This is a genomic window from Paraburkholderia acidicola (genome assembly GCF_002362315.1).
Classification (GTDB): Bacteria; Pseudomonadota; Gammaproteobacteria; order Burkholderiales; family Burkholderiaceae; genus Paraburkholderia; species Paraburkholderia acidicola.
The window spans coordinates 335,143-347,314 of sequence record NZ_MTZV01000004.1; the positions used below are offsets into that span (position 1 = coordinate 335,143).

Consider the following 12,172-nt stretch of genomic DNA (forward strand, 5'->3'; position numbering starts at 1 on the left):
TACGGAGTATTCAGTTCAGGCCATGTTGAAATGCCGTGGCAGCCACAGCGAAATCGACGGCACGAGCACCAGTAGTGCAAGCATCACAGCCAGTAGCGCGAGGTATTTGAGCATGTGTCGCGCCACATCCTCCCCACGCGTACCGGTCATCGCGCAGGTGGCGAAAAGCCCGAGGCCGAACGGTGGGGCGAACAGGCCGAGCCCCATCGCTGTCACCGCGATCGTGCCGAAATGCAGCGGATTGATGCCGAGTTGTACGGCGATCGGCACCAGCAATGGCCCGAAGATAATCAACGCAGGCGCACCTTCGAGCACCGCGCCGAACACGATCATGATCAGCACCGACACGCCGAGAAACGCGATGCTGCCGTAGTCGTGCGCAAGCGTCAGCATGCTGGCCGAAAGCAGCGCTGGGATCTGCATAACGGTCAGCGCATAGGCAACGCCGGAGGCGGCCGCGACGATAAAGAGAATGCCCGCCGCCATCGACGAAGCCCGCACAAATAGTCGCGCGACAGAACGCACCGTGAGTTCGCGAAATGCAACGCCACCTACGACGAGTGCATACACCACCGCAAACGCCGATACCTCGGTCGACGTAGCGACACCCGATGTCACGCCCTTGCCGATCATCACGACCATCGCAAGCGCAACCAGTGCACCGCCGAGCAACCGCAGCAACGGCGTGCGCGCCGGAAACGCCGCCCGCGGATCGATCTTCTTGCCGACGATCACGACCATCGTCGACAGCGCGAGCGCCATCACGATGGCTGGCACGATGCCCGCCAGAAACAACCCGCCAATCGAGATGTTCGCGACAAAACCGATGATGATCATGTTGATGCACGGCGGAATCGTTTCGGCCATCACCGCCGATGCCGCGAGTACCGCCGCCGTTTCGTTCGCATCCTGACGCGTACGCCGCACCGCCGGCACGACGATACCGCCGACCGCCGCGATATCAGCGAGCTTCGAGCCCGACACGCCGGAGAAGAATGCGGTGGCAAGAATCGCAATCAGATTCATCGAACCGCGCACACGGCCGAAGATACGCACCAGCAATTCGATCAACCTCGCCGACATGCCGTTCGCTTCCATCAGCAGGCCCGCCAGCACGAAGAACGGAATGGCGAGCAGCACGAAGTGGTCGATGCCGGCCATCACCTGCTGCGAATAGATGATCATCGGCAGGCTCGGTTCGCTGATGAAGAACAGCAGTGCGGCTAGCGCAAGCACGAAGGCGATTGGTACGCCGACCGCGAGGCTGCCGGCAAAGCCGCCAAGCAGCAGTACCCATGGCGCGATCGCATACGCGTCGAACAGCGTGTTCCATCCATATACCGCAGCGACGACTGCGCAACAGCCGGTCAACGTGAACCAGGTACCTCGGGTCGCGCCGCGCACAGCATTGGCGATACCGACGGCCGTCATCAACAGTGCGCCCAGCAGCACCGGCAATACGCCGATCCATTGCGGCAGGCCCATCGGCGTGGTGACGTTTGCCGCATCGCCGAGCAGTTGCCACGCCGACCACGCAAGCCCTCCCGCAGTACCGGCGACGATCCAGCCGCCGGTCTGCGTGGCCGCTTGCCGCCACGCTGCGGGCAGCAAGCCGCGAAAGAAATCGATGTGCACATGCTGGCCGCGCGCGAGCACCGTCGCGCCGCCGAGAAACACCAGCATCACCATCAGATCGCCCGCGATTTCCTCGGCCCAGTCGACCGGGTGATGAACGAAGTAACGCAGGATCACCGAGACGAAGACGACCAGCACGTCGAGTGCGAGCACCACGGCGCACAGTCGCTCGACCAGTACGCACAGCGCGGCGAGCGTGCGGCCGATGAAGCCGCCTGCGCCGAAGCTCCAGGTGCCCGACGTTGCGCCGTGCGTGCCGCTTGCGTTGCCTGCTTCATCACGCAGACCAACGCCACGCATCTGACTCAGTGATTCGTTCATGTCCCGACTCCCGTGGTTATGCGCGAGTCTTGTCGATTGCGGCAAGCACCGGCGCGGTCACCGGATACGTCCGCGTGAACGGCACCCACAGTTGATCGCGCATCATCTTGCGCACGGTGTCGCGCTCCGCGGTTGCCATCGGATAGAGCGTCATGCCTTGCTTTTGCAGCGTAGCGAGCGCATCGGCGCCCTTGGTGACCGCCTCCTTGCGCTGATACAGGCTCGCCTCGCTGGCTGCCGCGCGAAACGGTTGTTGCAGTGGCGCGGGAATTTTCGCGAGACCGCGCTTGCCGATCACGACGATGCACGGACTGAACAGATGGTTGGTCTGCCAGCTGTTCTGCACGACCTCGTTCAGCTTGTTCGACAGCACGCTTGCTGCGTCGTGTTCGAAGCCTTCCACCACGCCGGTCTGCACTGCCGTGTAGACCTCGTTGAACGCGATCGGCGTCGGGATCGCGCCCATCAGCCGGAACGTCTCGACGAACGCCTGGGTCGGCAGCACGCGCAGCTTGACGTTCTTCAGTTGCGCGAGATTCCTGATCGCGGGTTTTGTGTACACGCTGCGACCATTGAAGTGCGAGCCCCAGCCGATCACCGAACAACCGGTGCGCGTTTGCAGCAGATTGTCGTAGACACCGGCCACGCCACCGTCCACCGCGCGGGCAACGTGTGCGTAGTCGTCGAACAGAAAGCCGAGATCGAGCAGTGCCAGTTCGGGCAACGCGGTCGCCCAGATCGAACTGCCCGTAATCATCATGTCGATCGAACCAAGCCGGACCTGCTGCACGACGTCGGCTTCCTTGCCCAGTTGCCCGTTCGCGAAGAAGTCGACGCGAATCTGCTCGCCGACGCTTTTCTTCAGGTTCTCGGTGAGGCGCTGGTACCAGATGTAATGCGCGGAGTTACCGTCGGCCGTCATCGTCGACGAGAAGCGCAGTGCGACTGGCGCACTCGCGCGGCCGATCGCCGGCACCGATAGCGCCGCGGCAGCGGCTGTCGCGCTCTGGATAAAACGGCGACGGGTGACCTGCATGACGGTGTCTCCTATGTTTTGTAAAACGTTCTACCAAACCGTTTGACTCATCATAGAGAGGACAGCTGGGGGCTTCAATGATCGAGGGTTAACACGGAATATGAGGGAATACCCTCGGTCTTTTCGTCGACAGAATCGTTCTGGATGGCCTCGCTCATCGCCGGCCCGTTCCCGCGCCTGAATTGCGCGACATCCCGTAGCGGCGGCGCCCCGAACAGCCGGCTGTATTCACGGCTGAACTGTGAGGGGCTGTCGTAACCCACCCTGATCGCCACCGAGCGCACATCCCCGCTATGCCTGAGCAACAACCGCCGCGCCTCATGCAACCGCAGCTGCTTCTGATACTGCAGCGGGCTCAACGTCGTAACGTTCTTGAAGTGATGATGCAGCGACGACACGCTCATGTTGACCTGCTGCGCGAGCGTCTCCACCCGTAAAGGCTCGGTGTAGTGATGCTGGATCCATTCGATGGCCCGCGCGATCCGGTAGGTCTGGCTGCCGGTCACAGCCACGTGTCGCAAGCGCGTCCCCATTTCGCTCGTCATCAACCGGTAGAGCAATTCCTTCTCGATGAGCGGTGCGAGGATCGGGATGTCGCCAGGAGAATCGAGCAATCGCGCGAGCCGCAGTGCGGTATCGAAAACGGGGGTCGACAGCGGACCTATCGCAATCCCCTCTTCCGCCGGCACGGCCTCCGGCTCCGGCAGATGCAACTGCGCGGCCAGCTCGACGATGCGTTGTGGATCGAGTGCAAGCTTCATGCACAGATAAGGCTCGGCAGCGGACGCCCGGGTTACTTGCGACATCGTCGGCAGATCGACGGACGTCACGAGGCAATGCAGGTGATCGTACTGATACGCGTGCCCCGCGACCACGACCCGCTTGGCGCCCTGGGCTGCGAACACGAATGCCGAGTGCGAAACGCCGCAGCCGAGATCGACGGGCGCCGAACAGCGGTAGAACGACAGCGAGGGAATCGCCGTCTGATGGCCGCCATCGCAGGGCGCGAAGCGGCCGATGAGCGCGGCCAGTTCGCGGCGGGCTGTTTCGCGCGATGCCGCAGCATCGAACCACGAGGCATTCTGTTCCATACGCTTTGAAATCGGTTGAGGACATTGAGCATACTGAATCCCCAGCGGAGCACCCGCATCCGCCCGCCGGATTTGCAGCATTGTTCAATATTTTTGCAGGATTGTGTAAGCACAACGGCGCGCCGTCCTTCACACTCCCGCCTACACCCGGCGCCAAGTCCGGGCTTTCCCCCACGGAGAGAGTTCATGTCCACATCGTTTGTCCTGAACGGCAAGAACATCACGCTCGATGCCGACCCCACCACCCCACTACTCTGGGCGATCCGCGAAGACGCCGGCCTGCACGGCACGAAGTTCGGCTGCGGCATGGCGCAATGCGGCGCGTGCACGGTCCATCTCGAGGGCGAAGCCACGCGTTCGTGCGTGCTGCCGCTCGCCGCGGTGGCCGGCAGGCGCATCACCACCATTGAAGGCATTACCAGCGCGCCCGCCAAAGCGATCCAGGCCGCGTGGGTCAAGCTGCAGGTGCCGCAGTGCGGGTACTGTCAGTCCGGACAGATCATGTCCGCGACCGCACTGCTCGAACGCAACGCCGCACCGACTGACGCCGATATCGACAGCGCGATGAGCGGCAATCTGTGCCGCTGTGCGACCTACAACCGCATTCGCGCGGCCATCCACGAAGCTGCCGCCACCTTGAAGGTCTGAGCCATGACGACCGATCTCGATCTCAAGGACGTCGTGCGCCCGTCCCGCCGGACTTTTCTGAAAGCAACCGGCACTGTCGCCGCAGTGGGTTTGATCGTTGGCTTCGAGTGGGCCGGCACCGGCCGCCGCGCGCTCGCCGCCACGTTGCCCAACGCGGAGTTCATACCGAATGCGTTCGTGCGCGTGGCACCCGACAACAGCATCACGATCATCGCCAAGCACGTCGAGATGGGCCAGGGTGCATACACCGGCCTCGCGACGATCCTTGCCGAAGAACTCGATGCGAACTGGCAGGACGTACGTGTCGAAAGCGCGCCCGCCGATGCGAAGCGCTACGCGAATCTCGCGTTCGGCACGATCCAGGGCACGGGCGGCAGTTCGGCGATGGCCAACTCGTGGATGCAGATGCGCGAAGCCGGCGCAAAAGCGCGCGCGATGCTGGTGTCCGCCGCGGCCACGCAGTGGCAGGTGCCCGCTACCGAACTGACGACGCGCGACGGCAGCGTGCATCACACGGCCAGTAATCGCACGGCGACGTATGGCTCGCTTGCGTCGGCTGCCGCGCGTTTGCCGGTGCCGGACAAGGTCACGCTCAAGTCGCCGCAGGATTTTCGTCTGATCGGCCAGCAACTACCACGCGTCGACGTGCCACAGAAAACCAACGGCACCGCGCAGTTCACGCTCGATGTGACGTTTCCCGGCATGCTGATCGCACTGCTGCAACGGCCACCGCTGTTCGGTGCGACGGTCAAATCGTTCGATGCATCGGCTGCGAAGGCCGTGCGTGGCGTCGTCTCGGTCGTGCAGGTGCCGGGCGGTGTCGCGGTGGTTGCAAAGGGCTTCTGGGCGGCGAAGCAGGGTCGCGATGCGCTGAATGTCGAGTGGGATGATGCGAAGGCCGAGAAGCGTAGCTCCGACACGATCATGAGCGAGTACCGGCAGCTCGCCGAGAAGCCAGGCGCATCTGCGAAGAAGGTCGGCGATGCGACGCAGGCGCTGGCGGGCGCGGCAAAGAAAATCTCGGCCACTTACTCGTTCCCCTACCTCGCTCACGCGCCGATGGAACCGCTCGACGCCGTCGTCAAACTCACCGCCGACAGCTGCGAGATCTGGGCCGGCGACCAGTTCCAGACCGTCGACCAGGGCAACGCCGCACGCACGGCGGGGCTCGATCCGCAGCAGGTGAAGATTCACACGCTATATGCCGGCGGTAGCTTCGGACGACGCGCGAACGTCTGGTCGGACTACATCGTCGAGGCTGTGTCGATCGCGAAGGCGCTCGGCGCGAACGGTACGCCGGTCAAGCTGCAATGGACGCGCGAGGACGACATCCACGGTGGGCTCTACCGGCCGATGTATTTCCACAAGCTCGATGCGGGCCTGAGCGCCGACGGCAAGCTGGTCGGCTGGCGGCACCGGATTGTCGGTCAGTCGATCATCGCCGGTACGCCGTTCGCCGCCGGCATGATCAAGGATGGGATCGACGCGACGTCCGTCGAAGGTGCGGCGAACATCGCCTACGCGATTCCGAATGTTTCCGTCGAACTGACGACCACGCAGACCGGTGTGCCGGTGTTGTGGTGGCGCGTGGTCGGCAGCTCGCACACGGCATTCGCGGTGGAGGCCTTTATCGACGAAGCGGCGCACGCCGCGGGCAAGGACCCGTTCGTGTTCCGCCGCGATCTGCTTGCGGGCGAACCGCGTATGCGGGCCGTGCTTGAACTGGCGGCGCAAAAAGCGGGCTGGGATCCGGCTACGCCGCTACCGAAGGGACGCGGGCGCGGCATCGCCGTGGCCGAAGCGTTCAAGACGTTTGTCGCGCAGGTCGCGGAAGTTTCCGTCGACAAGGACGGCAACGTGAAAGTGGAACGCGTCGTCTGTGCCGTGGATTGCGGCACGCCGATCAATCCCGACATCATTACCGCGCAGATGGAAGGCGGTATCGGTTTCGGGCTGGGCGCGGCGCTGCATAGTGCGATCACGTTGAAGGACGGTCGGGTCGAGCAGAACAACTTCGACACGTATCAAGTGCTGCGGATGTCGGAGATGCCGAAGGTCGAGGTGCATATCGTGCAGTCGGGTGAGGCACCGACTGGTGTTGGTGAGCCGGGGGTTGCGCCAGTTGGGCCTGCGGTGGCGAATGCGATTTTTGCGGCTACGGGGAAACGGATTCATGTGTTGCCGTTTCCGGTTGAGGCGGAGAAGAGTGCCTGACGGCGGGCGACGCACACGGCCGACCGCGTATAACGGTGTGGATGGGCCCGATTGTGTCCGCACTGCGGAGACAATCGGGTGCGACGGGTTTCACGAGGGCTTCCTTTCCTGTAGCGTATGAAGCAAACCGCTCGACCACCGGTTGCGGCAACACCTGAACTTAGAAGGCGCACTGACGCTACAACCAGCATGACCGATACGCTGTCTACCGGCCCATGGGGCGACGATTACCGACACTGGCTGGCCGAACTCAAGCAGCGAGTGGAGCATGCCCGGCTGCGCGCTGCGGCAAGCGTAAACCGCGAACTGGTCGGCCTTTACTGGCAGATCGGTCGCGACATTCTCGAGCGTCAGCAGCGGGAGGGATGGGGTACCCGCGTGGTTGACCAGCTCGCACGGGATCTGAAGGCTGCTTTTCCTGACATGCGCGGGTTTTCGCCGCGCAATCTGAAATACATGCGCGCGCTGGCGCAGGCCTGGCCGGCGCCGGAATTTGTGCAGCAGCCTGCTGCACAATTGCCCTGGTTCCACCTCTGCATCCTGCTGGACAAGGTCAAGGACCCCATCGCGCGTGACTGGTACGCCGACAAATCGCTCGAACACGGCTGGTCGCGCAATGTCCTGGCGATGCAGGTCAGCACAGGAGCGTACGGCCGAACCGGCGGCGCGGTCACCAATTTTTCCGAGCGATTGCCACCGCCGCAGTCCGACCTCGCCCGAGACACCCTCAAGGATCCGTACATTTTTGACTTCCTCGGCCTGACCGATGACGCCCAGGAGCGCGATATCGAACAGGCACTAACGCGTCACATCACTCGCTTCCTGCTCGAACTCGGGGCGGGCTTTGCGTTCGTCGGGCGGCAATATCCGCTGGTTGTCGGCGGTGACGAGTTTTTCATCGATCTGCTGTTCTACCATCTGAAGCTGCGCAGCTACGTCGTCGTCGAACTCAAAACAACACCCTTTAAACCTGAATACGCCGGGCAGCTCAACTTCTACCTGTCCGCCGTCGATGCGCAGGTGAAGGCGCGGGAAGATCAACCCACGATCGGCCTGTTGTTGTGCCGTGAGAAAAATCGCCTGGTCGCGGAATACGCACTGCAAGGCATGGCAAAGCCGATGGGCGTCGCGGAATACCAACTGCTGCGGCAGATCCCAGAGGCGTTTGAGGCACGATTACCGTCGGTCGCTCAGATAGAAGCGGAGCTTCGTCAAGATGTATCGATCGATGGAGAGGAACAGGGTAGCTGACTGATAGCGCCAACGATGTCCGAAATATGTTACATTTTTCGGACATGAACACTTTGCAGGAAAATCCCAACCTTCGCGCGCTGATACTTGACCGCATCGCCTCCGATCCGGATGTGGTCTGGACTCCGGTCAACTTCGCGCATCTCGCGAGCCGCGCGGCGGTCGACAAGACGCTGCAGCGGCTCGTCGCTTCCGGAGACTTGCGCCGCATCGATCGCGGCCTCTACGATCAACCCAGAAAAAACCGGCTCACCGGGCGGGATACTGTTCCGGACTATCGGGCCGTCATCCGTGCCGTCACGCATCGGGACAATGCCCGCTTCGTGGTCGATGGCATGACTGCCGCGAATGATCTCGGGCTCACCACGGCCGTACCTGCACGTATCGAAGTCCTCGCGGACGCCCGCCTCAAGCCAGTCAAACTCGGCAACCAGGAAATTCATTTCAAACCGGCAGCGGCAAGCCGCCTCTTCTGGGCGGGACGACCAGCCATGCGCGTGGTTCAGGCGCTCTACTGGATGCAGGATGTACTGTCCGATCCTCAAGAGCACGCGCGCACCACGGACATCCTTCGCCGGATCATGGCCGACACGCAGTACGGCGAGGCCATCCGGACCGATCTGCGCGATGGATGGTCCGCGTTACCGATCTGGATGCAGACGTTTCTGCGTGACCTCGTCAATCCGTCTGACAAGGACGCTGTGTAGTGACCGCAGACGCTTACCGGCAGATCATCACAGCCTCGCATTACCTGCGGTAAGCGTTAGCTGCCTATAAGGCACCCACCTACTTCAACCACTGCCCAACCACCCCCTGATTCTTCGCGACCCACTGCGCAGCCCCCTTCTCCGGCTGCGTATCACCGGCACTGCGAATCTCATTCATCAGATCGCCGAGCGTCTGGTCGTCCATCTTCCATTGATGCAACCAGCGCGACACGTCCGGCCACGTCGCACTCAGGTTCGACGCAGCAATCGCATAGATCGCGTCGGGTGTACCGAACGTCCCCTTCGGGTCTTTCAGGTAATGCAGCTTCTCCTTCGCCCACACCCAGTGCGGATTCCACAGCGTCACGACGATCGGCTCCTGGCGCTTCCCGGCACGCTGCAGCGCAAGCAGCATCGCCGCTTCCGATGAAGGCAGCACCGCGTAATCGAGCGCATAGTCGACCTTCGCTTTTGCGGTGAGTTTCATCAAGCCACTGCCGGGTTCAATACCGAAGATCGTCGGTTTGCCGTCATGGAGAAACTGGCCGCTGCTCGCGTTCAACTGTTCGACGCTATCGATCTTCACGTAGTCCGGCACCGCGAGACCGAGTTGCGCCTTGTCAAACCACGGGCCGATCTTCTCCACACGCGTCTTCACGCTGTCGTACGGCGCGGCATCGGCGGAAGGTAGCCAGACCTCGAACGTGAGATCGAGCTTGCGTTGCGCAACCCCGCTGTAGATGATCGCCTTATCGCCCGACTGCAGATTCACCGTGTAGCCCTTCTGTGTAAGCAGTACCTTCCACAGATTCGCGACGGCGATGTTCTCCGCCCAGTTGTTAACGCCGATCGAAATCGTGCGATCGGCGGCAAGCGAAGCTGCAACCGGCATGGCAAGCAGACACAATGCGAGCAGAGCCCGCCTGAACAATGTGGTCATGATGATTTTCCAGGAGAGGAACGCACTCGCGCTCGCACACGCCGTTAAGCAAGCAAACGTGCTTCGAACGGATAGTCGGACAACAACTCGACGCGGCCGTCGTCGCGCACATACACCTGCTCTTCGAGCTTCACGCCTTCGCCACCGTCTTCGTGACCGATGTAGCTCTCGATGCACAGCGTCATGCCCGGTTCGATCACACCGTCATAGCCTTTCGCCTCGTTGTCCTCGCGATGCACGATGTACGGATATTCGCCGGTCATGCCGACGCCGTGCGCGAGCGCAAAGTAACGCCGCGCCTGATACGGCCCGGGGATCTTCCACGCTTTCGCAATGAACTCCTGAAACGTCGTGCCGGCACGCACGTTCTCCATGTTCGAATGCACCTGCTCGTAGGCGAGGCGATACAGGTTCTTTTGCGCGGGTGTCGCCGGTCCGTCGCCGCACAGGAACGTGCGTGAGAAATCGGCGTAGTAGCCGAAGCGCCCCACTACATCGGTGTCGAGGCCGACAAGTTCACCTGCCTGAATCTTGCGCGGACTGCTTTCCTGGAACCACGGGTTGGTACGCGGGCCCGAACTGATCAAACGTGTTTCGACATAGTCGCCATCGGTCTCGATGATGTGCTTGTGCAGATGCGACCACAGTTCGTTTTCGCTGATGCCCGGCACCAGTGCTGCTTCGAGTTTGCGCACGCCCGCTTCGGCCGCGCGCAGCGACGAGCGGATCATCTTGATCTCGTTGGGTACCTTGATTGCACGCGCCCGTTCCAGTGGCTCCTGGGCGTCGGAAATCTGGTAGCCGCGTGCCTGCAGTGCGAATGCCGCCGCCGAGGTCGCGCTTTCGATCGCAAGACGTTTACCGCCACCCGATTGCCGCACCAGTTCAGCGATTTCGTCGGCCCAGCGCTCGGTCACGCGACCGAGCATGTCGTCGCAGAAGTAGTAGGAAATCGCGGTTGCCGGTCGCACTTCGTCGACGGTGTCGAGGCCGTCGGCCAGAAAGTCGCAACCTGCATATTCGAACAGCACGACCTTGCCTTCGGCCGGCACGAACACATAGCGCGCCGGATTGCGCATCGAGTAGACCTGCATGTTGCGCGAACCGGTCGCGTAGCGCATGTGGGTGGGATCGAACAACACGGCCGCGGTCAGGTCGCGCTTCTTTAGTTCGCGGCGCACCGCGGCGAGCCGGTCGCGCTGGATCTGCGCGATCTCCTCTGCGGTCGGTTCGCAGTCTTCGGGAAGGTGGGTCGGACGAAGTATGGTCATGGTGTCTGCGGGGTTTTATCTAATGGGGGTGAAGGTCAGTCGACCAGGTCGTCCGCACGCACGAGCCGTTGCTCGGCTTCGAGATGCATTTCGGAAACGCGTCCATAGAGCTGGCGCGTACGCTCCAGCCGCCCGATCACGCCAGGCTTCTTCGAGTACGCAAAGATGGCTGTATGACGTTCGATCGCTCCCTGCACCTGCGTCACGCGATGCAGCGAGAAACGTCCCTTGAACAGTTGCAGGTCGCCCGGTTGCAGCGTGATCACGTTGATCGGCGCACGGGTCTCGCCGCGCACGACGCTTCCCACTTCACCGTAGTTCTCGCCTTCCGGCGAGCGGATGCCCGGGCAATACTCGAAATCACCGCCCGCCTCCGGCTGCTGCGTCATCATCGACACGATGAATTCGTTCGTATCGTAGTGCCACGGCTGCTGGGTGCCGGGCGGCATCACGTTCTGCACGAGCCCCGCGTACGGGTCCGCGTATTCCCAGATGCGCGCTTCGCCAAGACACGCGGCAACGAAACGCTTCATCGCGTGGGCGACGTAGATGCGATGGATGATCGCGTCGGCGGGAATCACGTCGCGCGTGACGAAGCCGCTCGTGCGATCCATGAAGACGCGTCGTGGATCGCCTTCGGGGAGAGAGGGATCGTCGGCGGTGAAATACGCGTTGACGCGGCGGCTCGAAAAGTAGGTCTTGCGAGCGAGCGCGATACCTTCGTCGCGCGCCTGAGCGAGCGCCGCGGGGCGCAGAAAACCGTGCAGCACGGCGCTACCCGTTTCAGCAAGACGCGCACGACAACTCGCGATCAGTTCGCGCATGCGCGGACCGTCCGGTTCGTGCAACGGAAAACGCTCGGCGTCGACGATATCGCCGAGATCGCTACATTCGGCATCGGCAAGGGCAGGACTGACTGGCACGATATTAGCTCCCGGTTCCGGAGTGGATGGCGGATCGATGAAGGGCGTGGGGTATCGCGAATGGCGATCCGTTAAAGACACCTCATCTTTTGATCGCCAATTTCTTCTGGAAAGCGAGTAATTCCGATGGCTGCG

Annotated in this window: 9 protein-coding genes and 1 pseudogene; 4 read left to right on the forward strand and 6 right to left on the reverse strand. The window is 62.3% G+C overall.

Translation table 11 applies throughout. The features are described from left to right. Nucleotides 1-15: 15 nt before the first annotated feature. The 3 genes and pseudogenes from BWP39_RS11770 to BWP39_RS11780 form a co-directional block, all read right to left on the reverse strand. Nucleotides 16-1,956, reverse strand: coding sequence for a TRAP transporter large permease (locus BWP39_RS11770; protein ID WP_207556764.1), 1,941 nt, complete (start codon nucleotides 1,954-1,956; stop codon nucleotides 16-18). A 16-nt stretch (nucleotides 1,957-1,972) separates the two neighbouring features. Next, nucleotides 1,973-2,992, reverse strand: coding sequence for a TRAP transporter substrate-binding protein (locus BWP39_RS11775; protein ID WP_096720321.1), 1,020 nt, complete (start codon nucleotides 2,990-2,992; stop codon nucleotides 1,973-1,975). 149 nt (nucleotides 2,993-3,141) lie between these two features. Then, nucleotides 3,142-4,083 (reverse strand): annotated as a pseudogene (locus tag BWP39_RS11780) (AraC family transcriptional regulator N-terminal domain-containing protein); the annotation flags it as partial. Between the two features lie 186 nt (nucleotides 4,084-4,269). On the opposite strand from BWP39_RS11780, the gene BWP39_RS11785 reads away from it, so the two are divergent. From BWP39_RS11785 to BWP39_RS11800, 4 genes are all read left to right on the forward strand, one after another. Further along, on the forward strand, nucleotides 4,270-4,731 hold the full coding sequence (locus BWP39_RS11785) for a (2Fe-2S)-binding protein (protein WP_096720325.1): 462 nt from the start codon (nucleotides 4,270-4,272) through the stop codon (nucleotides 4,729-4,731). Nucleotides 4,732-4,734: 3 nt separating this feature from the next. Beyond that, a complete protein-coding gene (locus tag BWP39_RS11790) occupies nucleotides 4,735-6,945 on the forward strand; it encodes a xanthine dehydrogenase family protein molybdopterin-binding subunit (RefSeq protein ID WP_096720327.1) in 2,211 nt (736 codons plus the stop codon). 189 nt (nucleotides 6,946-7,134) lie between these two features. After that, entirely contained in the window at nucleotides 7,135-8,196 is a 1,062-nt protein-coding gene (locus BWP39_RS11795) for a PDDEXK nuclease domain-containing protein (RefSeq protein ID WP_096720329.1), read from the forward strand. Between the two features lie 44 nt (nucleotides 8,197-8,240). Continuing rightward, nucleotides 8,241-8,903, forward strand: coding sequence for a DUF6088 family protein (locus BWP39_RS11800; protein ID WP_096720331.1), 663 nt, complete (start codon nucleotides 8,241-8,243; stop codon nucleotides 8,901-8,903). A 79-nt stretch (nucleotides 8,904-8,982) separates the two neighbouring features. On the opposite strand, the gene BWP39_RS11805 is transcribed toward BWP39_RS11800, so the two are convergent. The 3 genes from BWP39_RS11805 to BWP39_RS11815 are packed head-to-tail and all read right to left on the reverse strand — an operon-like array spanning nucleotide 8,983 to nucleotide 12,037. Next, nucleotides 8,983-9,843 carry a glycine betaine ABC transporter substrate-binding protein gene (locus BWP39_RS11805; RefSeq protein WP_096720333.1) on the reverse strand — a complete coding sequence of 287 codons (861 nt, stop codon included), beginning with the start codon at nucleotides 9,841-9,843 and terminating at the stop codon, nucleotides 8,983-8,985. 44 nt (nucleotides 9,844-9,887) lie between these two features. Further along, complete coding sequence (locus tag BWP39_RS11810; protein ID WP_096720335.1) at nucleotides 9,888-11,114, reverse strand: M24 family metallopeptidase; 1,227 nt, start codon at nucleotides 11,112-11,114, stop codon at nucleotides 9,888-9,890. A gap of 35 nt (nucleotides 11,115-11,149) precedes the next feature. Next, nucleotides 11,150-12,037, reverse strand: coding sequence for a HalD/BesD family halogenase (locus tag BWP39_RS11815; protein ID WP_207556765.1), 888 nt, complete (start codon nucleotides 12,035-12,037; stop codon nucleotides 11,150-11,152). Nucleotides 12,038-12,172 lie beyond the last annotated feature (135 nt).

Bases quoted from the DNA above. Each gene is read 5' to 3' on its own strand.
- BWP39_RS11775 (WP_096720321.1), bottom strand. From the start codon at position 2,992: ATGCAGGTCACCCGTCGCCGTTTTATCCAGAGCGCGACAGCCGCTGCC.
- BWP39_RS11805 (WP_096720333.1), bottom strand. From the start codon at position 9,843: ATGACCACATTGTTCAGGCGGGCTCTGCTCGCATTGTGTCTGCTTGCC.
- BWP39_RS11785 (WP_096720325.1), top strand. From the start codon at position 4,270: ATGTCCACATCGTTTGTCCTGAACGGCAAGAACATCACGCTCGATGCC.
- BWP39_RS11770 (WP_207556764.1), bottom strand. From the start codon at position 1,956: ATGAACGAATCACTGAGTCAGATGCGTGGCGTTGGTCTGCGTGATGAA.
- BWP39_RS11795 (WP_096720329.1), top strand. From the start codon at position 7,135: ATGACCGATACGCTGTCTACCGGCCCATGGGGCGACGATTACCGACAC.
- BWP39_RS11810 (WP_096720335.1), bottom strand. From the start codon at position 11,114: ATGACCATACTTCGTCCGACCCACCTTCCCGAAGACTGCGAACCGACC.
- BWP39_RS11790 (WP_096720327.1), top strand. From the start codon at position 4,735: ATGACGACCGATCTCGATCTCAAGGACGTCGTGCGCCCGTCCCGCCGG.
- BWP39_RS11800 (WP_096720331.1), top strand. From the start codon at position 8,241: ATGAACACTTTGCAGGAAAATCCCAACCTTCGCGCGCTGATACTTGAC.